The 22461-nt window shown below is 38.6% G+C and carries 11 protein-coding genes, 2 tRNA genes and 2 rRNA genes; 1 reads left to right on the top strand and 14 read right to left on the bottom strand.

Going from position 1 to position 22461, the window contains the following annotated elements; genetic code table 11:
• Nucleotides 1-21 precede the first annotated feature (21 nt).
• The 13 genes from H8Z77_RS06245 to H8Z77_RS06305 form a co-directional block, all read right to left on the bottom strand.
• A 23S ribosomal RNA gene (locus H8Z77_RS06245) occupies nucleotides 22-2859 on the bottom strand.
• A gap of 144 nt (nucleotides 2860-3003) precedes the next feature.
• A tRNA-Ile gene (locus H8Z77_RS06250) sits at nucleotides 3004-3080 on the bottom strand.
• Nucleotides 3081-3131: 51 nt separating this feature from the next.
• Nucleotides 3132-3207: transfer RNA gene (locus tag H8Z77_RS06255), tRNA-Ala, on the bottom strand.
• A 117-nt stretch (nucleotides 3208-3324) separates the two neighbouring features.
• A 16S ribosomal RNA gene (locus H8Z77_RS06260) occupies nucleotides 3325-4849 on the bottom strand.
• The 16S and 23S rRNA genes sit together here with 2 tRNA genes alongside, the layout of an rRNA operon.
• 566 nt (nucleotides 4850-5415) lie before the next feature.
• Nucleotides 5416-6213 carry an amidohydrolase family protein gene (locus tag H8Z77_RS06265; protein ID WP_186996509.1) on the bottom strand — a complete coding sequence of 266 codons (798 nt, stop codon included), beginning with the start codon at nucleotides 6211-6213 and terminating at the stop codon, nucleotides 5416-5418.
• A 24-nt stretch (nucleotides 6214-6237) separates the two neighbouring features.
• Complete coding sequence (locus tag H8Z77_RS06270) at nucleotides 6238-7929, bottom strand: helix-turn-helix domain-containing protein (RefSeq protein ID WP_069986796.1); 1692 nt, start codon at nucleotides 7927-7929, stop codon at nucleotides 6238-6240.
• A gap of 337 nt (nucleotides 7930-8266) precedes the next feature.
• A complete protein-coding gene (locus tag H8Z77_RS06275; RefSeq protein WP_069986795.1) occupies nucleotides 8267-8944 on the bottom strand; it encodes a zinc ribbon domain-containing protein in 678 nt (225 codons plus the stop codon).
• A gap of 312 nt (nucleotides 8945-9256) precedes the next feature.
• Nucleotides 9257-9910 carry a K(+)-transporting ATPase subunit C gene (locus tag H8Z77_RS06280; RefSeq protein ID WP_235843870.1) on the bottom strand — a complete coding sequence of 218 codons (654 nt, stop codon included), beginning with the start codon at nucleotides 9908-9910 and terminating at the stop codon, nucleotides 9257-9259.
• Between the two features lie 16 nt (nucleotides 9911-9926).
• The gene (gene kdpB / locus H8Z77_RS06285) at nucleotides 9927-11984 is read right to left on the bottom strand and encodes a potassium-transporting ATPase subunit KdpB (RefSeq protein ID WP_186996510.1); all 2058 of its coding nucleotides are present in this window, start codon (nucleotides 11982-11984) and stop codon (nucleotides 9927-9929) included.
• A gap of 14 nt (nucleotides 11985-11998) precedes the next feature.
• On the bottom strand, nucleotides 11999-13735 hold the full coding sequence (kdpA, locus tag H8Z77_RS06290) for a potassium-transporting ATPase subunit KdpA (protein ID WP_069986793.1): 1737 nt from the start codon (nucleotides 13733-13735) through the stop codon (nucleotides 11999-12001).
• 51 nt (nucleotides 13736-13786) lie between these two features.
• Nucleotides 13787-13864 carry a K(+)-transporting ATPase subunit F gene (gene kdpF, locus H8Z77_RS11705; protein WP_076939097.1) on the bottom strand — a complete coding sequence of 26 codons (78 nt, stop codon included), beginning with the start codon at nucleotides 13862-13864 and terminating at the stop codon, nucleotides 13787-13789.
• A 526-nt stretch (nucleotides 13865-14390) separates the two neighbouring features.
• Nucleotides 14391-15335, bottom strand: a complete 945-nt coding sequence (locus H8Z77_RS06300; RefSeq protein ID WP_069986792.1) for an L-lactate dehydrogenase — start codon at nucleotides 15333-15335, stop codon at nucleotides 14391-14393.
• 572 nt (nucleotides 15336-15907) lie between these two features.
• Nucleotides 15908-20344 (bottom strand): family 78 glycoside hydrolase catalytic domain, encoded by a 4437-nt coding sequence (locus H8Z77_RS06305; protein ID WP_186996512.1) that lies wholly within the window; start codon nucleotides 20342-20344, stop codon nucleotides 15908-15910.
• Between the two features lie 246 nt (nucleotides 20345-20590).
• On the opposite strand from H8Z77_RS06305, the gene H8Z77_RS06310 reads away from it, so the two are divergent.
• Nucleotides 20591-21649 carry an AraC family transcriptional regulator gene (locus H8Z77_RS06310; RefSeq protein ID WP_069986790.1) on the top strand — a complete coding sequence of 353 codons (1059 nt, stop codon included), beginning with the start codon at nucleotides 20591-20593 and terminating at the stop codon, nucleotides 21647-21649.
• 62 nt (nucleotides 21650-21711) lie between these two features.
• On the opposite strand, the gene H8Z77_RS06315 is transcribed toward H8Z77_RS06310, so the two are convergent.
• Nucleotides 21712-22284, bottom strand: coding sequence for a CDP-alcohol phosphatidyltransferase family protein (locus H8Z77_RS06315; protein ID WP_069986789.1), 573 nt, complete (start codon nucleotides 22282-22284; stop codon nucleotides 21712-21714).
• Between the last annotated feature and the right edge of the window lie 177 nt (nucleotides 22285-22461).

Consider the following 22461-nt stretch of genomic DNA (forward strand, 5'->3'; position numbering starts at 1 on the left):
TCACGACTTTAGAACATATCATTGGTCAAGCCCTCGACCGATTAGTACTCGCTAGCTTAACGCCTCACGACGCTTACACTTTGAGCCTATCAACCTCGTAGTCTACAAGGGGTCTTACCTGGTTAACCCAGTGGGATATCTTATCTTAAGGACGGCTTCACGCTTAGATGCCTTCAGCGTTTATCCGATCCGCACATAGCTGCCCTGCCGTGCCATTGGCATGACAACAGGTACACCAGAGGTGCGTCCATCCCGGTCCTCTCGTACTAGGGACAGCTCCTTTCAAATATCCTACGCCCACGACAGATAGGGACCGAACTGTCTCACGACGTTCTGAACCCAGCTCGCGTACCGCTTTAATTGGCGAACAGCCAAACCCTTGGGACCGAATCCAGCCCCAGGATGCGATGAGCCGACATCGAGGTGCCAAACCTCCCCGTCGATGTGGACTCTTGGGGGAGATCAGCCTGTTATCCCCAGGGTAGCTTTTATCCGTTGAGCGACGGCATTTCCACTCACATACCGCCGGATCACTAACTCCAACTTTCGTTACTGCTCGACTTGTCAGTCTCGCAGTTAGGCTCGCTTATGCGTTTACACTCTAATGCACGGTTTCCGTCCGTACTGAGCGAACCTTTGAGCGCCTCCGTTACCTTTTAGGAGGCGACCGCCCCAGTCAAACTGCCCACCTAACAATGTCCCCCGACCAGATTCATGGCCGCAGGTTAGAATTTCAGCACTCCAAGAGTGGTATCCCAACGATGGCTCCACAAAAGCTGACGCCTTTGCTTCCTAGCCTCCCACCTATCCTGTACATGAAATACCAAAATCCAATATTAGGCTACAGTAAAGCTCCATGGGGTCTTTCCGTCTAGTCGCGGGTAACCGGCATCTTCACCGGTACTACAATTTCGCCGGGTGGATTGTTGAGACAGTGCCCAGATCGTTACACCATTCGTGCGGGTCAGAACTTACCTGACAAGGAATTTCGCTACCTTAGGACCGTTATAGTTACGGCCGCCGTTCACTGGGGCTTCAATTCAGAGCTCTCACTCCTCCTCTTAACCTTCCAGCACTGGGCAGGTGTCAGCCCCTATACGTCATCTTTCGATTTAGCAGAGACCTGTGTTTTTGATAAACAGTCGCCCGGGCCTATTCTCTGCGGCTCTATTGCTAGAGCACCCCTTATCCCTAAGTTACGGGGTCAACTTGCCGAGTTCCTTAACAACCCTTCTCCCGTTGGCCTTAGAATCCTCTTCCTACCTACCTGTGTCGGTTTGCGGTACGGGCTCCGAAGATATCCACAAAGCTTTTCTCGCCTTCATCCAAGTGTACTTCCTTACTCTAATTTCAGTCCCTTACGACCGGGTCTACCAACGCCCGGCTTACACCCTTCTAAAGTGTCCCTTTGCTTAAATCTTTTGGAGGCTACGGAATATCAACCGTATGTGCATCGGCTACGCCTTTCGGCCTCACCTTAGCTCCCGGCTTACTAGGAGCGGACGAACCTTCCTCCTAAAACCTTAGGCTTTCGGCCATTATGATTCTCACATAATTCTCGCTACTCATTCCGGCATTCTCACTCGTATACAGTCCACCACCGCTTCCGCTATGACTTCTCTCCGTATACGACGCTCCCCTACCCCTGATACTTACGTATCAAGCCCAAGCTTCGGTGTACATTTTAGCCCCGTTAAATTTTCGGCGCAGGACCACTCGACCAGTGAGCTATTACGCACTCTTTAAATGTGTGGCTGCTTCTAAGCCAACATCCTGGTTGTTTTCGCAATCCTACATCCTTTTCCACTTAAATGTACTTTGGGACCTTAGCTGTGGGTCTGGGCTCTTTCCCTTTTGACTATGAGACTTATCTCACACAGTCTGACTGCTGTCCATGATTATCCGGCATTCAGAGTTTGATAAGTTTCGGTAGCCTCTCGGCCCCTAGACTATTCAGTGCTTTACCTCCGGTAATCTTTATGACAACGCTAGCCCTAAAGCTATTTCGGGGAGAACCAGCTATATCCAAGTTCGATTGGAATTTCTCCGCTATCCACATCTCATCCCCTACCATTTCAACGGGAGTGGGTTCGGTCCTCCATGACGTGTTACCGTCACTTCAACCTGGACATGGATAGGTCACCTGGTTTCGGGTCATACGCATGAAACTAAACGCCCCATTCAGACTCGCTCTCGCTTCGGCTCCGAACCTGAAGTTCTTAACCTTGCTACATACGTATACTCGCCGGACCATTCTACAATAGGTACGATATCACACTTTGACGTGCTCTATCTGCTTGTAAGCACAGAGTTTCAGGTTCTATTTCACTCCCCTCCCGGGGTTCTTTTCACCTTTCCTTCACAGTACTTTTCGCTATCGGTCATTAGGTAGTATTTAGGCTTAGAGGGTGGTCCCCCTATCTTCCCACGGGGTTTCACGTGTCCCGCGGTACTCTGGATACTGCTAGCTCTGATCTGTTTTCGGATACAAGACTTTCACTTCCTTTGGTGTGCCTTCCCATGCACTTCTCCTAACTCGTCAGATACACATTGCAGTCCGAACCCCAAAGATATTGCTACCTTTGGTTTGGCCTCTTTCCCGTTCGCTCGCCACTACTAGGAAAATCTCGGTTGATTTCTCTTCCTCGCCCTACTTAGATGTTTCAGTTCAGGCGGTTCCCCTCATATACCTATGGATTCAGTATATGATGACAGTGCATAACCACTGCCGGATTCCTCCATTCGGAATTCTACGGATCGATGTCTGCTTGCGACTCCCCGTAGCATATCGTTGCTTACCACGTCCTTCATCGGCTCCTAATGCCAAGGCATTCTCTCTGCGCTCTTTGTAGCTTGACCATTTGAATTATGTTCTCCAACTTTTTCAAATTGTAGTAGTATTTTTACCCTTTTTTTAAAAAAGATATTTGTCTTAACTACTTTTATCGCTTTACTTATTCAGTTTTCAAGGTACTTTCTTCTTTGTTACTTTTTCAAGTAACTTGGTGGGCTCAAGTGGACTCGAACCACCGACCTCACGCTTATCAGGCGTGCGCTCTAACCACCTGAGCTATGAGCCCATGTTAGATTCGGCTGTCGGTCTCTCTTTTCCCTGTTCAACCTTTCGGTTGTGGTGGAGATGAGGAGGATCGAACTCCTGACCCCCTGCGTGCAAGGCAGGTGCTCTCCCAGCTGAGCTACACCCCCATTTTCCAGGGTTTCTAGGTTGCCGCTTTTCCCATCAATTATTTTTCTGAAGACTCAGGGCCTTCAAAATTAAACAATATAGCTCCTAACATTCCCCATCCTGTCAGTTCTCCATAGAAAGGAGGTGATCCAGCCGCACCTTCCGATACGGCTACCTTGTTACGACTTCACCCTAATCATCAACCCCACCTTCGACAGCGCCCTCCTTGCGGTTAGGCTACTGGCTTCGGGTGTTGCCAACTCTCATGGTGTGACGGGCGGTGTGTACAAGGCCCGGGAACGTATTCACCGCGGCATGCTGATCCGCGATTACTAGCAATTCCGGCTTCATGCAGGCGGGTTGCAGCCTGCAATCCGAACTGAGACTATTTTTAGGGGTTTGCTCCTCCTCGCGGTATTGCTTCCCTCTGTTAATAGCCATTGTAGTACGTGTGTGGCCCAGGTCATAAGGGGCATGATGATTTGACGTCATCCCCACCTTCCTCCGTTTTGTCAACGGCAGTCCCATTAGAGTGCTCTTGCGTAGCAACTAATGGTAAGGGTTGCGCTCGTTGCGGGACTTAACCCAACATCTCACGACACGAGCTGACGACAACCATGCACCACCTGTCTCAACTTTCCCCGAAGGGCACCTAACATATCTCTATCTCGTTAGTTGGATGTCAAGACCTGGTAAGGTTCTTCGCGTTGCTTCGAATTAAACCACATACTCCACTGCTTGTGCGGGCCCCCGTCAATTCCTTTGAGTTTCAACCTTGCGGTCGTACTCCCCAGGTGGATTACTTATTGTGTTAACTCCGGCACGGAAGGTTGACCCCCCCACACCTAGTAATCATCGTTTACAGCGTGGACTACCAGGGTATCTAATCCTGTTTGCTACCCACGCTTTCGAGCCTCAGCGTCAGTTAAAGCCCAGTAGGCCGCCTTCGCCACTGGTGTTCCTCCTAATATCTACGCATTTCACCGCTACACTAGGAATTCCGCCTACCTCTACTTCACTCAAGAACAACAGTTTTGAACGCAGTTTATGGGTTGAGCCCATAGATTTCACATTCAACTTGCTGTCCCGCCTACGCTCCCTTTACACCCAGTAATTCCGGACAACGCTCGCTCCCTACGTATTACCGCGGCTGCTGGCACGTAGTTAGCCGGAGCTTCCTCCTCAGGTACCGTCACTATCGTCCCTGAAGACAGAGGTTTACAATCCGAAAACCTTCTTCCCTCACGCGGCGTCGCTGCATCAGGGTTTCCCCCATTGTGCAATATTCCCCACTGCTGCCTCCCGTAGGAGTCTGGGCCGTGTCTCAGTCCCAATGTGGCCGTTCAACCTCTCAGTCCGGCTACTGATCGTCGACTTGGTGAGCCGTTACCTCACCAACTATCTAATCAGACGCGAGCCCATCTTACAGCGAATTTCTTTGATTATCTTACCATGCGATAAGTTAATGTTATGCGGTATTAGCGTTCGTTTCCAAACGTTATCCCACTCTGTAAGGCAGGTTGCTCACGTGTTACTCACCCGTCCGCCACTAAGATAGTCCATCGTCACCCCGAAGGGATCTAACAGGTATCTCCGTTCGACTTGCATGTGTTAGGCGCGCCGCCAGCGTTCGTCCTGAGCCAGGATCAAACTCTTAATTTAATCATATCAAAACATCCTCTCGGATGATTTAATCTAGCTCGTATTACTCGAATACGCTAACGTCATTTTTTCTAAAATAACTAAAACTCTTGAATTAACAAGGATTGGTTCGTTTTCGTTACTTACTATATTGTTTAATTTTCAAGGTCCTGTTTTTGTCGTTTCTTGACCGCTGCCCTCAAGCAGCTTTACTATTTTATCACATCTCTGTGATTTTGTCAAGCTTTTTTGAAAGTTTTTTGTTTCTTTCGTTTCGCTTGCCTCAGAAGCGACTTATTTATTATATCATATCGCTTCCTCTTTGTCAAGATGTTTTTTCATCTTTTTTCGTTTCTTCCTTTTTGCTCAACGGCGCCTCTTGCCCTCCCGGCCGCTCTTCCGTTGCAGCTTTAATAATATATCACACCTTCTCCCTTTTGTCAACTACTTTTTCCTTTTTTCTATTATATTTTCCTTATTATGGATTGATTTACTAAAATTTACTTATTTATAACAGGTTTTTCTGATATTATAGCAACAACAATTCAGTAGAAATATTATCTAATAAGATAATAAATCCAAATAAATCAGCTATTTGTTTTATATTTTAATAGGAGACGCTCTATATTGCCATGGAAAATACATTCCTTTTCTTCTTCTGTCATTGGAATGTTTTCAAATCGTTTTAATTCATCTCCTGCATTAAAGATAGGATAATCTGAACCAAAAATCACATGATGAATTCCAAAGATATCGATTAATTCCCGAATTTGATGCGGCTTTACTGCATATTGGGTACTGCTGCTGTCTACATAGACGCGTTTTAATGCCAACTCTAATGCCGCATCTTCCCAATGGGACCAACCTCCAAAATGAGCTGCTATGATATCTAATTTCGGAAACAAGTCCAATATCTTCGCCAAGCGCTTTGGGCTGGATAAATCCGAATCTGTACTTCCCATATGCATTAAGATCGGACAACATCCTTCCGCCATTTCATAGATTTTCATTACTTTTGGGTCATCAATTGCTCTTCCTTGAAAATCAGGATGCAATTTGATTCCTTTTAACTTAAGTTCCCGTAATTGTTGAAAATCCTGTTCTAAATTTTCACTATCAGGATGCAATGAACCAAACCCAATTAACTGATTAGGATAATTTTTAACTTGTTCTGCCACAAATTGATTAATAGTTTGTACTTGATGAGGATTTGTCGCAACAGAATTTACAACACATTTGTCAATATGGTATTGTTGCATATTATCTAATAATTGATTTACTGTACCGTTAAATTGAATTGGTATTTGATAATAATTTCCAATATTGTTTGTTGCTTTTTCTGCAATATGTTCAGGAAAAATATGTGTATGCACATCAATAACCAAACTATCACCTTCCTTCCTAAAATTTTACCCCAGTTTCAATTCTTCTAACTCATCTAAATTCGCCTCAGATGAACTACGATGAAATATAGTTGGAGCAGTTTGATCCATTGATACCTTACATAAAGTAATCGTTCCTGTTAAATCGCTTCCACTTGTTACTTCACAATCTTCATTCAACACAATTGTCCATTGGGGAATCCCATTTTTACATAAAGCTATCGCAGTAGTTCCAAATTGGACGCAATCATCCAACGAATAATATTCTTTGGTTTCTCCATATTTTAGCATAACTCCGTCATCTACAAGAATATGCCATCCAACCGTATTGTTCGTATCATAAGTTGTCCAATCTCCGCCAATCACATTTGTAACATAATAATAGGATCCCAATGTTCTATCTCCATAAGTAGCAATATATTGGTGGATCTGACTGTCGTCCGGGGACATATACGTAAAAGCGCAAATATCATTGGTAAGCCATTGGATTTTTTTGTTTTTACTTACTGTGTACGGAAGCTGGCTGCCAGATGAAATAAAAAACAGTTTATGATGATGGTAATCATATGTTCTTCCTGTATCTGGATTTCGCTTCATTACCATGCTATTGCTTCCATCTGGTGATATAGACCAGATCGTCTCATTTTTATTTTGTGAAATAAATGAACCAAATAAATTGAGTACCAACAATAACATAGCTAAGATCGAACTTGTCAGTATCCATTTTCGTTTTGGCCAAACCAAACTGATAATCCCTATTCCAACCAAAGCGATTAAAATGCCATTGATCCAGTACAGCATACCATCCCAAAGATATTCTACTCCTTGAGAGTAATGCAATCCATAATAAACAATCTGTAATAATTGTAATAATGCTCCTATGATAATACAGCTAACTCCAACTATGTTCTTTATTTTTGACTGATTGCTAGGAATATATTTTTTGCAGAATGCTTGCGGGGCTTTTTGATGGAATAATTCCAATACTTCCATAACAGTATGGTCTTTTATTCCTCTTTTATCTAATAAAACTGTATTCGTTTCATAAGTCAAAAGAATAAGGCACTCTGTTTCTATTATTGTTTTAATTTTATGATATGGAAGCTGTATGTCTAAAAAAGAATCCATACAATGAATTTTTTCTTGTTGCAACAAAACTTTTAAAATTGGAATGCCACCATATAATTGATGGTTTTTCTTTAATTTCCTTTTCGCAGCCAATTTATATTGTTGCTGAACAAAACAAATGGTAATCGTTACTATTGCAATATATAAACATCCAACCAGAATCGTAACAATCCAGTTGGTATCCCAAACGACCATACCAATACTAATACCTAAAATAATTAATAGAAAATAAATAAGATATCTTCTTTTTCTTGTTTTTATTGGAAACATATTTTTATAATAATCCAACAAAATAGTTTCATCCATCTTTGTGGTTATTTCAACTGTATTTTCTTCTGGCATATCCTCTTTTTGTTCTTCTGGATGATTTGTAGTATTTTTTTGTTTCTCTCCTCTGATAATCTCATCAATACTAACACCTAATATCTGACTTAAAGATTCTAAAATACTAATATCTGGCATTCCCTGGCCCGTTTCCCATTTCGAAACAGCTTTATTGGTTACTCCTAAAGTATCTGCTAATTGTTGTTGGGTCATCTGTTTTTGTTTGCGGCAATAAGCAATAAACAGCCCCGTCCTTTTACTGTCCAAAAAGTTTTCCTCCTCATTTATTTGTATACCTTAGCATAACAAATTTATCTTTAAAAACAACTCACATGCTGTTCTATTTCTATCTACGTAAAGTAGATTTAAGTAATATTAACCAAAATTTTAGCATCAATTGTTTCTTTTTACATCAGCTTATTTATTAATGAAAGGATACACCTTTTTTCTACTACTGTCAAGAAATCAAAATGTTCCTATACAATTAGCCAAATAGATTCCTACCAATAATAATGATTGGAATCATATGTCCACCTTTACTGATGACCCTCTATAAAAACTTAGCCCGCCCAATCATAAATAGAATTTGAGCAGGCTAAGTTTCTTATTCTAGTTCTTTGTTTTCTTCTGGTTCCGAAGATGTTTCCGGTTCTGAAGAACTTTCCCCTTTTTGATCCACTTTCGATTCAGTTTCTTGTTGTATGGAACTGAATTCTGATACTTCTTGAGAAGATGTTTCATCCTGTTGTACTGTAGTAATTTGATATCCAAAATGGTTTAATATTGTTTGTAATCCATAATGGTGAATCAACAAAGCTCCAGCAATGACAATAGCGGCAATAGCAAGCAACAATAGTGCTAAAAATGCTGCCAAAAAACCTCCCCGTTTTTTCACTGTATGAACTTCTTTTACTTGCTTCCGAGGAGAACTCACTCGTTTTTGTTTCTTTTGTTTTACCCTTTTTGGAGATTTTGATCGTTTAGGACGTTTTGATTTTGCAGCTTTTGTTTTCTGCTGTTTTATTTTTTGTGGCTTTGATGTTGTATTTTTTAAATTCTCCTGTTCCTTTTTTTGCTGACTAACTGGAGATGATGTTTCAAACTGTAAATGTGGTTCTTCTTTCCATTGATTTAATTCTTGCTTGTTGTTTTGTTCAAGATCAATCGTTGGTCTTGTATCCACTCCATAAATTTTATTGGGGCGTGGTGTTAAAAGCTCATGACAAAAATAACATATTAAATATCCCTGTGGATTTTCCTTTCCGCAATTTGGACAACGCAAAACAATTCCCTCCTTTCAGTAGATCAGTCATTATTGTATTTATATTATATGGAATGAATATGAAGGAAGTAAATCGTTTTTTTTATCAAATTACGTCAAAATAGAAAATAAACTTACAGTCTTGTAATATTCTCTAATGTGAAGATTTCATCAAGCTTCTAATTTGTCCAAAAAACTGCTATCATTTTTTCATTACCTCAAATTCTACCTATTTTTATTAATATTTCCTATACTACTACCTTATATTTCTTTCATATAAAAAAGGCTACTATTGAAATTTCAATAGTAGCCTTTTATTAGGTTTTCTAGCAATTATTCTTCACTGCCAATCATACCAAGTTTTTCTGCAATGTCCAGGTTAACACCTAATACATTAACAGTCTCTTCACCAAAAATTCCAAGGAATTTACCGTTTGTATTATCCTTTACAATCTGTTTTAATTCATCTTCGGATAATTTTGTAGTTTCTACCAAACGTGGAATCTGTATTTCAGCAGATTCTGGAGAGATATGTGGATCCAAACCAGAACCGGAAGCCGTTAGCAAATCAGTTGGGATATCCTCTTTTTTCACATCTGGATTTTCTTCTAAAAATGCGTCAATATCCGCTTGTACACGTTCTGCCAATTCAGGGTTAGAAGGAGCATAGTTATTAGAGCCAGAAGATGGCGCACCCATAGTATGGTCACCGTTATCTACATCTTCCTGGGTATAAGTATTATAGTTTACAGAAGATGGACGGCACTTCATAAAGCGTTCATCAGTAAAATCCTGGCCAACCAATTCAGAACCAACTTGTTTTCCATCTACAGTAATTACACTACCATTTGCCTGTTTTGGAAATATCACCTGAGAAATACCCGTTAATACTAATGGATAAATCAAGCCACAAAGAATCAGCAATACTACTGTAACCAGAAAAGCCTTTTTCAGTCCACTCATTGCATTTTTTAATTTTGTTCCCATGATAGTATATCCTCCCTTAATTCAAACCCAACAACATTAATAATGGATGGATGATTAAGTCAATAATTTTGATTCCCACAAACGGAACAATAATACCGCCTAAACCATAAATTAACATGTTACGGCGTAACATTTTGCTGCTGTTCATTGGTCTATATTTAACACCTTTCATTGCCAAAGGAATCAAGCAAGGAATAATAATGGCGTTAAAGATTAATGCAGATAGAATCGCGCTCAATGGAGAAGCCAGATGCATGATATTCAATACCCCTAACGCAGGGATATAACTCATGAACATAGCTGGAATAATTGCAAAGTATTTTGCAATATCGTTTGCAATACTGAATGTTGTTAAGCTTCCGCGAGTAATTAATAATTGTTTACCAATCTCTACAACTTCCAAAATTTTGGTTGGGTTAGAATCCAAGTCTACCATATTAGCAGCTTCTTTTGCAGCGGCAGTACCACTGTTCATCGCCAAACCAACATTTGCCTGTGCAAGGGCAGGGGCGTCATTGGTTCCATCACCTGTCATGGCAACAATTTTACCATGTGCCTGTTCTTCTTTAATAACACGGATTTTATCTTCTGGTTTACATTCCGCAATAAAATCGTCTACGCCTGCTTCTGAAGCAATGGTTGCTGCAGTTAATGGGTTATCCCCTGTACACATAATGGTTTTTATACCAATTGCACGCAAACGTTCAAAACGTTCCCTCATACCTGGTTTTACGGTATCTTTTAAATAGATAACACCAAGCACTACATTTCCTTTGCATACAGTTAATGGTGTACCCCCTAAACGTGCTACTTCATTCACACGTTCTTCCAAATCAGCTGGAATGGTACCTCCATTCGCTACTACATACTCTTGGATCGCTTCACTTGCACCTTTCCGGATCTTTGTTCCATCTGGCAAATCCACACCGCTCATACGGGTTTGTGCGGAGAATTCTATGTATTCTGCACCATCCATTTCTTGTATATCGCAGCCTAATTTCCGTCCCAGTTCAACTGTAGATTTTCCTTCTGGAGTACTGTCATGTAAAGAACTTTGTACCGCACAATTGATTAAATCATTTTTATCAGCATTGCCAACTGGATAAAAATCAGCTGCTAGACGGTTACCGAATGTAATGGTACCTGTTTTATCCAAAATCATGGTATCTACGTCGCCACATGCTTCTACCGCTTTACCAGACATTGCAATAACATTAAAACGAGTTACACGGTCCATACCAGCAATACCAATTGCGGATAACAAACCACCAATGGTAGTTGGAATCAAACAAACAGCCAGAGCAATCAAAGTAGCAACAGGAAGTGTTACACCACTATAAATACCAATAGGGTATAAAGTGATAATTACAATCATAAAGATAATGGTCAAACTTACCAATAAAGTATTCAAAGCAATCTCGTTAGGTGTCTTTTTACGTGAAGCACCTTCGACCAGTGCAATCATACGATCCAGGAAACTATCACCAGGGGAAGATGTAATTTTAATACGCAGCCAGTCACTAACTACTGTAGTACCACCAGTAACAGAGCAAAAGTCTCCGCCGCTCTCACGAACAACCGGAGCGGATTCCCCAGTAATAGCGGATTCATCAACAGAAGCAACCCCTTCAATTACCTCGCCATCATTTGGAATAATTTCTCCTGTTTTTACCAGGACAATATCACCTTTTTTTAATTGGCTAGAACTAACAATTTCTTCTGTCCCATCTTCATGAATCAAACGTGCTTCTGTATCTTTTTGTGTCTTTTTCAAACTAGCAGCTTGTGCTTTACCACGACCTTCTGCCACAGCTTCCGCAAAGTTTGCGAACAAAACCGTGATAAACAGAATAATTGTAACAATAATATTATAAGTGCGAACATTTGGAATATCTGTAGTTCCAAATAAATTTGGAACAAAGCAAAGGATCAAAGTGATGATACATCCAACTTCTACTACAAACATAACTGGATTTTTCATCATATATCTTGGGTTTAACTTAATAAACGCATTTCCAATTGCACTTTTTAAAATATCGGCAGTAATAAATTTAGTTTTTTGTTTTTTACTCATCGTTCAACCCCTCCTTAACCCCATAGAGTTAGATGCTCAGCAATTGGGCCAAGTGACAATGCTGGGAAGAATGTCAATGCAGCAAAGATATATACAACCGCTATCAATGCAATAGTAAAGGTTGGTGTATCTGTACGCAAGGTACCAATTGATTCATTTACTGGAGCTTTTCTCATCAAGGAAGCTGCAACTGCAAGCTGAATAATAATCGAAATATATCGGCCAAAGAACATTGCTAACCCTGCGGTAACGTTCCAGAACAAGGTATTATCCGCTAATCCTTCAAAACCAGAACCATTGTTAGCAGCAGAGGAGGAAAATTCATATAACACCTGGCTCAGACCATGGAAACCTGGATTTGTAATTCCCTCTAAGCCAGCTGCTGTTCCAACTGCAATTGCAGAGAATGCTAAAATCAATAACGGATGAACAATAATGCAAAGAGCGGTTAACTTCATCTCTTTACCTTCAATTTTTTTGCCTAAATATTCTGGTGTACGTCCGATCATTAAACCGCAAATAAATACAGCCAAAATAGCATACATAACCATGTTCATCAAGCCAACGCCTTTACCGCCAAATACCAAATTTAACATCATATGTAGCAATGGTATCATACCACCAAGTGGCGTCAAAGTATCATGCATATTATTTACAGTACCAGTTGTAAACGAAGTTGTTACAGTAGTAAACATAGCGGATTGTGCTATACCAAAACGAACTTCTTTTCCTTCCATACTGCCCATACTCTGGTTTAAACCAACCTTAGCCAACGCTGGGTTTCCTGCTAATTCTGCAAAATAGCAAACAGCTAAACCAATTAAGAAAATGACACCCATTGCACAGAAAATGGTGCGACCTTCTGTTCCAAAAATAGGGGTACGGATCTGACCATTTTTCATTTTTCTCAGGTCTTTTTCTTTTTTACGGCTACGGACCATTTTGCCAAACATCAGTACACAAGCACCTGGTAAAATCATCATGGACAGCATTTCAATCATATTGGTAAGAATGGTTGGGTTTTCCAATGGAGTTGTAGAGTTTGCCCCCAAGAAACCACCACCATTTGTTCCTAAGTGCTTGATAGATACAAGTGAGGCGATTGGACCCATCTGCATATCTTGGAAATTTCCTTCAATAGTCTGGAAAGTAGCATTTTGAGATAAGTTTTGTGGACATCCTTGCCATACTAGCAATAAACCAACAATGATAGACAATGGGATTAAAACACGAGTTGTAATGCGGATTAAATCAGCATAAAAGTTACCCATGTCTTTTCCTCTACCGGAGAGACCTCTCACAAAAGCTACACAAGCTGCATAGCCGCTTGCAGCTGAAGTAAACATCATAAAGATAATTACCAACATCTGACTTAAATAAGACAGTCCACTTTCACCAGAATAATGTTGCAAGTTTGTATTGGTCATAAATGATATAATGGTGTTAAAGGAAAGGTCAGCAGGCATCCCTTCAATTCCATTTGGATTGAAAATTGGAAGAAATTGAATCCGCAAAATCAAATACCCAACAAAAACCATTACGGCATTTGCCAGTACTAAAGAAAGCGCATATTTCTTCCAGTTCATTCCTTTATCAGGGTTTATACCACATACTTTATAGATAACACCATCTACACGGTCAAACACAGGATCAGCAAATGTGTGTTTTCTTTCTGCAATATGATATAAATAAGTACCTAAAGGAATGATCAAAGCAACGAAAACAGCTAGTATTACAATCATCTGTAACATAGTTTGATTATCCTCCTAAAAATTTCTTTTTGTATTTACTATAAGCAAGTATTAAAATTTTTCTGGATTTACTAAAGCATATAGTAAATAGCCTGACATAAAGATCAAAATTAAGATTAACAGAATCATTCTATATCGTCCTCCTATCCTTAATCTTTTCTGTCGATTTGATGGCCACACCAGTCTGCTAGCAATTTAATTAATAGAAAGCAAACAGCCAATGTGCCTATCATCGCTAAATCCAACATTATAGTGCCCTCCTTTTTGAAGTCCATTAAGGCCTAAAAAGATAATATCACTTATTTCGTTAACATGATATTAATCTATCTTGTATATACATAAAGATTACATAAAGATTTGTAACCAAACTATACTTGTACTAAAAAACGATTACAATTTTTAAATTTTATAGGATATATACAAAATAAACTCCATATATTTTATCATCCTCATAGTTGATTTTTTCCTTCACAAGTAAATATGGAGTATAATATAGGAAAAAAACACCTTGCTATCGAAAAATCATTAACCTAAAATCACGGATTTTTAGTTGATTATAGTTCCAGAAAATCTTATAGCAATCTTTCTCATATAATATACTACTTATCATCGAAAAAACACCAAAAATGGCCTAGAAAGATCTAGGCCACTAGTTTTAAAAATGGATTTTCTGTATTACTTGTTCTAGCTGCTTTGCGGAAGCTGCTAATGCGTCATTTTCTTTTTTACTTAATGGGATTTCCAATATCGTCTCCAGCCCATTCTTTCCTACAATAGAGGGAATGCTTAAACTTAATCCTTTTAATCCATACTCTCCTTCCAGAACGACTGAAATTGGTAAAACAGAATGTTCATCTTTTACAATACTCTCAGAAATTCTTGCAACAGCCATTGCAATACCATAATAGGTAGCTCCTTTCCGTTTAATAATCTCATAAGCACTATCTCGAACTATTTCATATAGATTTTCCATAGAATTTTCATGGTTGGATTCTCCACGAATTTCGCAAAAATGATCTAAATCGATACCTGACACATTGGCACTGCTCCATACCGCAAGTTCGCTGTCCCCATGTTCCCCGACGATAAAAGCGTGTACACTTCTGGCATCTACCCTTAAATATTCCCCTAATAATTGTTTTAACCTAGCCGTATCTAATACAGTACCGGAACCAATCACACGATGGGCAGGAAAACCAGAAATTTTATAAGCAGCATAGGTTAAAACGTCTACTGGATTAGAGACAATCATTAAAATACCTTCAAAATTACGTTTTTTTATTTCTGGAATAATAGTTTTTAAAATTGCTACATTTTTATCAATTAAGTCTAAACGGGTTTCCCCTGGTTTTTGATTTGCTCCAGCTGTGATAATCACTAAAGCGCAATCCGCAATATCATCATATCTCCCAGCATAGATATCCATCGAAGCAGTATAAGGTAAGCCATCCCCCAAGTCCATTGCTTCTCCTTCCGCTTTCTCTTGATTGGAATCAATTAAAACCATTTCAGAAAATAACCCTCGCTGCATTAAACTAAACGCAATCGAAGAACCAACAAATCCACAACCAATTATAGCAACTTTTCTAATATTTATCATATTGGCACACCTCTTTTCTATTTTAATATTATCTTTTATCATCATAGAATAATTATTCTATAAAATAATCCATCTAACTTGGAAAGAGTATACCAGATTTTACACATTAGAATTTTTCATATTCTATTAATTTCATTTTTTAAGTTCTCAAAAACTATCGTATTGTAAACTACCCCAATCATATCATCAACTTATCCGCTATAGTGTTCTTTAATGTAACATTTTTCTATTTACCAAATATTCTATGAATTTAAAGTCACAACTTTCGGCTAAACCAGAGGCTTGAATAGCTCGAAAATAGTACTAAAAAACATCGAAAAAGCACTGAAAATTTCCTTTACTTGTATTTATTATCCTATCACTCCAAAAAATGTTATTCACACAATTCAATTTATTTATATTTGTAGTACCTTTTCTAATAGCTTGCTTGATTTATAACTTGAAATTAACATTTTTTGCAGAATATCTCTCCCTGTTAAACGGAACGTTTCCATGGCAATAAACAACCCCTCCAATTATAAATTGGAGGGGTTGTAAAACACCTATTTTTAATTTAGAGAAAAGATACTAAATTATTTATTATGTTTTTTACGGAGTACCATTACAGAAACACCTGCAATACCCATCAGGGCTACTACACCAGCAATTGGAGCAAAGTCACCAGTCTTAGCTGCATTCGCTTTGGTTGTTGTAGATTCCTGTCCAGTTTGAGTAGCTACATCATCAGTGGATGGTGTTGTTTCTTCTGGAACGGTTCCATCTACTGCTACTAAACCATCGATTGCTGTCTGTACAGATTGTACAGCTGCATCTACTTCTTCCTGGGTTGCGTTTTCATTTTCCATTACTGTATTTGCTTCCGCTACTGCCGCTGTTAATACTGCGTAACTTTCTGCTGTGTAAGCAGATGCGTCTTTACCATTCGCTTCTGCCAATACAGATTCTAAGACGGATTTATCCGCTTTGTATCTCAGGTTCAACATTGCGTTCAGCAGATTGGTTTCTGCTGTTTCGATTTCTGCCTGCATTGCGTTGTCTTTATCTGCAAGGATTGCTTGTGCTGCTTCCAATGCTTCTTTAAATTCTGCTTGGCCTGCTTGCACAAAATCATTCATATCATAGCTTTCGCCTAATGTTACCAGTTGTTGTAAAGAGGTAATATCCCCTTTGACAAATCCTAATTTATGGATTTCTGTCAACAATGTCTGCCATGCTGCATCAATTTCTTCCTGAGTTGCATCATCATTTGCAGCTATTGCCTTAGCATTGTCCAGAGCAGTTGTAAAGGATTTCTGTACATCTGCAATTACATTTTCAAATTCTTCGCTTGCTTGTGCATTTTCTGCATATGCAATTACAGTATTCAAAATACCTTTATTTGTTGTAGGTTGACTATCTCTAGATACATAACCATCTTTAATAGATGCACTTACGCCATCTGCTGTAATATTAAAGTCATAACCACCAGCTTCTACTGTAAATTTTGCTACAGTGGTTTCATTGTTAACTGCCATACCTTCGTAGGTAACACCATCAATATTTTCGAATGTTGCAGCTTGTTCTTCACTAATTGGTAAGTACAGAGTAGCTGTTGTATTTGCAGGTACTACTGCACTGTAAGAAGTGATAGAACCATTGTCTGCTGTCCAACCACTATAGATTTCACCATAGTTGGATTCAAAGGAACCGTTTGCATAAGTGAATGTCCCACCTACTGTTGGTTGAAGGATGAATTCTTGATAACCTGGATTTGCATCATCGCCTGTGATACCTAATTGATATCCCATCATCCATTCAGAGATAGCACCTAAGGAGAAGTGATTGAAGGAGTTCATTGAGTTGTTTCCACCAAAGCCGTTTTCTACGGTATAGGAATTCCAACGTTCCCAAACAGAAGTTGCACCCTGGGTTACTGGATACAGCCAAGAAGCGTATTCTGTTTGTTCAAACAGTTTATAAGCATCTTCAATATAACCATTTTGGGTTAATGCTGGAACCAGGTTTGGTGTACCGGAGAAACCAGAAGTAATAGAATATGCTGGAATCTTACCATTATCATCTTCAAAAGTTGGATCTGGATTCTTCACAATATTTACATAGTTTTCTACTGCTTTTGCTTTATTTGCTTCGTTAAATACATTGTAAACCAATGCAGTTGCGTAGGAAGCTTCTGTATCCTGTATGGTACCATCTGTTTTTTGTGTTTTACCTGTTTCCTGGTCAACATAAATATTATTCCAAGCTTCTTTTGCTGCATCGTAACGAGTACGCAATTCGGTAGCCATATCAGTTTTACCAACAACTTCTGCCATCTGAGAAGCAACATCCATCAAATAGATGTATACACCATTATTAATCAAAGAGGCATCTGTAGATACACGAGATAGCCAGTCTGCCAAAATACCAGTTTTACTGGTTAAGGATGGTTCTGTTATACTTTCACCAGCTTCATTAGTATATGTCATATCATTTGCATCAAGGTAATTCAGATAACTATAGATAGCGTCAATATTTTCTTCGATAATACCAGTATTACCATATTGACGGTATAACTGCCATGGAATTAATGTCAAAGCAGCATCCCATGAAATACCCATAAAGCCACTACCTGGATGCCCTACTTGTACTTCACCATCCGTTACTTTACCATAAGAAGGAGCGGTTACTGGTAAAGAACCATTTTCCCCTTGGGAATCCCTCAAAGTTACTAACCATTGACGGTAGAAGTTATATACATCCGCATTATAGGTTGCCGCACGGGAGAACACTTGTGCGTCACCTGTCCAGCCCATTCTTTCGTTTCTCTGTGGACAGTCAGTTGGTAAAGACAAGAAGTTACTTGTCTGAGAATTTTGAACGTTTTTAAACAGTCTATTTGCCAAAGCATTGGAGCTATCATAAGTAGCTGTTGTTTCAATAGAAGAAAGTACTAATGTCTTAATATATTCAGCCGGCAATTCTTTTTTCAGACCTGTGATTTCCAGGTAACGATAGCCATGGAAGGTATAATGAGGCTCAATTACATTATCACCATCTTTTGCTGTATAAAAGTCGGTAGATAAAGCTGCACGGTAGTTTTCTGTCATCAACATACCATCGATATCAGCATCTGTATATTCCGCTAAATTATCTGGATAGAGGATTTCAGCAAAACGTACAGTTACTTCCTGACCTTCATCCACATATTCATCTGGAATTGTAATCTGTGGGACACCAATTACGTTTTCACCCATATCATAAATGTAAGAACCAGAACCTGGACGGGATTCTCCCAACGCTTCTTTTACAGGTATTTCGTTTACGATGCCCGCTGGTTCATCATAACGGGTAACTAATTCGTAATCATCAAACGCTTCACGGGTTTCAATGACTGTCGCATCTCTCCAAGCACTGTCATCATAACCTACTGTGGACCATCCATCTTGTTCTTTTAATGCGTTATAACGTTCGCCTTGATAGAAAGAACCATATTCTACTGGACCATCACCGTAGTAATCCCACGTAGCGTCATCGGTTACAACAGTATCGGTGGTACCATCTGTATAGGTGATTTCCAATTTAGCCATCAATGCTTGTTTATCACCATAATAGTTATAGTTGGAAGAAGTATAAGTTTGGTAACCACTCCACCAGCCTTCACTTAGCTGGGCGCCGATAGCGTTTTCACCCTGCTGTAACATATCGGTTACATCATAGGTGTGATAAGCAATTCTTTCGCGGTATTCTTCGTTTCCTGGGTTGAACCAGTCATCGCCCATCCTTTCGCCGTTAATGTACATTTCATAAATACCTTGAGCGGTAACATACATTCTAGCGGAAGCGATTTCTTTATCTGCGTTAAATTCTGTACGTAACATTGGGGCAGAACCATAAGATGGGTCAGCATATGCTAAAACATCCGCATCAGCTTTTCCAACAGTAATCGTATTGTCATCATTTACAGTAACGCCATCTAAACCATTAAAAATGTCATAGGTTGCGCCAATTTCTGCCCCAAACAGTGTACCAGTACCATAGCCCATATTTTCTACTGTCATATTACTGTATGTAGCAGTTTCACCAGCTGGAACCGCAAAACCAATGGAATTTAAGTTCGGGAAGCTGTTATAGTTATGACCGCTACCCAATACATTTAATGTGCGTTTGCTATCTACTGTTATATCGTCAATAACACAATCAATGTTGTTAATATTATTTACAGTAGCAATACGAATATTATGGGGGGCATGAGCATTTTCAGCGTTAATTACATTAGAAATATCAATTGTATAATCAACTTCTGCTGCATCATTTTCTACTTCTTGTCCTTTAGCTGGCATACCAACTACATAAATATTCAATTTAGCTGCATTTGGATCAGTTACATCAATTTCATATTTAATATAGTTTTCCCCACCTTTACGCCAAATGTTCAGATATTCATCGTTTAGACGGAAATCATCTGCACCAAAAATAACAGATGCCTTTGTGCTTCCTTCAGGAATTGTTAAATCTGTTCTTAAATCAAACAGTGCTGCGGAAGTTGCATCCAAAGTCAGTTCATCCGCACCAATCCATTCTGCTCCATCCCAAGAAGTTCTTGTTGTATCCATCAAACCTGTTTCAAAAGTTTGTGGTTCAGAAGTATAGGTATCACCAGCATCATCTGTAACAGTTACCGTCCAAGTATACTGGGTTTTTGGTTGCAACTCTGTACCTTCGTATTGAATAAAGGTAGAAGTGCTATCCTTTACCACACCGGAATCCCAAACCACATTATTGTTATTGTCTTTTACAATAACCTGATAAGATTGCTGGTTAACTCCAATAATGTTGGAATCCATCTGCCAGCTAAATTCTGGCTGTGCATCATCAATACCCAATGGTTGTACTAAGCCATCCGTTTTGAGATTAACCAGTTCCAAACGTTCGGTTGATGTCGCAAATACATTGGTAGCTGCCAGCATAGAACCAAGCAACGCTGTAGCTGTTACAACGGCAACAATTCGTGTTTTTAAACTTTTTGCCATTTGTTTTCTCCTCTCTGCATAAATAAAAAAACAATTTTTTACTCCCCGCAATCCCTTGCGTTGGTTAAATTATATCATATGGGCCATTTTATTTAATAGGACAGTTTTCACACTCTTGTAATATAAATTGTATCATTTTTATGGATATTATACTTTTTTTATTTACTCAATTTTAAGATTAAAAATGATATATTGACAATTTTTTTAACTATTGTTATGATAAACACAGGAAGGAAAGGGAAAATCATGGAAAATAAATTAATAAAAAAACTGGATGTTATTGTACGGGATATTAGAAAAAATCCTATACATATGGTAAAATTTAAAGAACGCATAATTAATAACTCTAAACAGAAACAATCTGTCCAACTGGATCCCAATAAACCCTCTATATCTATCCGAAAAGAAAACAACTTCTTTGATGATGATGAAAATATTACGATTTATTTAGACTTTTTAACGGAACAGTTTTTTCCCTGGAATACGACAAAAACTCCTTTAAAAGAACGCTGTAAAAAAGCAAAATTACACCAGCATACTCACGAATTTTTTGAGTTTTATTATCTGCATTCCGGAACCTGTCATATCTATGTAGATGAATCTGAATTTATTTTACAGCCAGGGGCAATCTGGATTTTAAATACACAACTTGCCCATAACGTTGTATTAGATGACGAAACAACAAATCTTGTTAATATTTTAGTGCGAAAGTCCACCTTTATGGATAGTTTGATTAACATGCTGGATACAGATGATCTGTTGTATCAGTTCTTTGTCAATTCTATCTATAGTCCAGTTGCTCAACCAAAATATATTTCATGCCAATTAGAAGAGGATTGCGATCTATTATTTTTCCTCTATAAGTTGTTATCTACCTATTTGACTCAAGAACCGAACTGGCAATCTATGATGAAGGCGGTTTTAAGCGGTTTTCTGTTAGAGCTATCTTCACTATACCAAAAAAATAAAGTAATACAGAGTAATACGAAAGTTTTAAATATTTTAGATTTATTAAGTTATATTAATTCTCATTTTATGACGGTTACATTAACTGAGTTATCTGATAAATTTCATTATTCTGCCAACTACATTTCCAGATTTATTTCCAAACAAACTGGACATGGGTTTGCGGAAACGGTAAATAAAATGAAATTAAATAAAGCAAAAGAAATGTTGGCAAATTCAGATTTTTCTACAGAGACCATTGCCGCTACCCTGGGTTATAGCGACCGACGTAGTTTTGAGCGTGCTTTTAAAAATGTTTTTCAAATTACACCAAAACAGTACCGTGATCAAATTGCTTAATGTATATCTAATAATGAACCAGGCCCTATCAATTAAGATAGGACCTGGTTCATTTATATGGTTTACTTTTGTTCTTGTTTTACTTCTTGGTACATTTTTACAAAAACCGGAATATATAAAATAAAAGATAAAGCTAAGAAAAATCCTGTGGTCCAAAATAGCCCCATAATAATACGATAATCTAAATCTGGGAAAATCAACAGTATTACAACTACAACATCAAATACCGCAGTAGATAATTTACCATACCATTTTGCACCGCCAAGTTTTTTTCCATACTGGATTAAAATCAATCCGTTAATTCCCATAAATAATTCTTTTACAACGAATAAAATTACCAGCCATATAATCTCTGGATATCGGAACACAAAACAAAAGATTACCGCAGCTTGAGTCAATTTATCTGCAATTGGATCCATTGCTTTTCCCAGTTCACTAATCTGATGGAATGTCCTTGCAATAAAGCCATCCAAAAAATCTGTAATCCCAGAAAGAATCAGTACACACCCAGCCCAACGTATTTGAGTAGAATTTTCTGCTGTCAAATACAATGCAACAAAAATTGGAATCATCAAAAACCGAGCAGCAGATAAAAAATTAGGAATTGTAATAATGTCTTCTTTTTTTAACTTCATATATCCTTGCCTTCCTTAAAATTCATTTCTATTTTATTCATTGTAACAAATTTCTCTATAAAATGCACCGATTCCATTTAAATAAAAGTAAACAATTCATGAACGACATAACTTTGTCTGCAGATCTAAAACTGTATTCATTAAGCCACATAATAAAAGAAAAGGGATATTATTGTA

Origin of the sequence: Clostridium facile (assembly GCF_014297275.1) — a bacterium.
In the GTDB taxonomy this organism is placed as follows: domain Bacteria; phylum Bacillota; class Clostridia; order Oscillospirales; family Ruminococcaceae; genus Massilioclostridium; species Massilioclostridium facile.

What these genes read in the sequence shown, in the direction of transcription:
- H8Z77_RS06280 (WP_235843870.1), bottom strand. Translation starts at nt 9,910, where the DNA reads ATGGGAACAAAATTAAAAAATGCAATGAGTGGACTGAAAAAGGCTTTT.
- kdpB (WP_186996510.1), bottom strand. Translation starts at nt 11,984, where the DNA reads ATGAGTAAAAAACAAAAAACTAAATTTATTACTGCCGATATTTTAAAA.
- kdpA (WP_069986793.1), bottom strand. Translation starts at nt 13,735, where the DNA reads ATGTTACAGATGATTGTAATACTAGCTGTTTTCGTTGCTTTGATCATT.
- kdpF (WP_076939097.1), bottom strand. Translation starts at nt 13,864, where the DNA reads ATGATTCTGTTAATCTTAATTTTGATCTTTATGTCAGGCTATTTACTA.
- H8Z77_RS06300 (WP_069986792.1), bottom strand. Translation starts at nt 15,335, where the DNA reads ATGATAAATATTAGAAAAGTTGCTATAATTGGTTGTGGATTTGTTGGT.
- H8Z77_RS06305 (WP_186996512.1), bottom strand. Translation starts at nt 20,344, where the DNA reads ATGGCAAAAAGTTTAAAAACACGAATTGTTGCCGTTGTAACAGCTACA.
- H8Z77_RS06310 (WP_069986790.1), top strand. Translation starts at nt 20,591, where the DNA reads ATGGAAAATAAATTAATAAAAAAACTGGATGTTATTGTACGGGATATT.
- H8Z77_RS06315 (WP_069986789.1), bottom strand. Translation starts at nt 22,284, where the DNA reads ATGAAGTTAAAAAAAGAAGACATTATTACAATTCCTAATTTTTTATCT.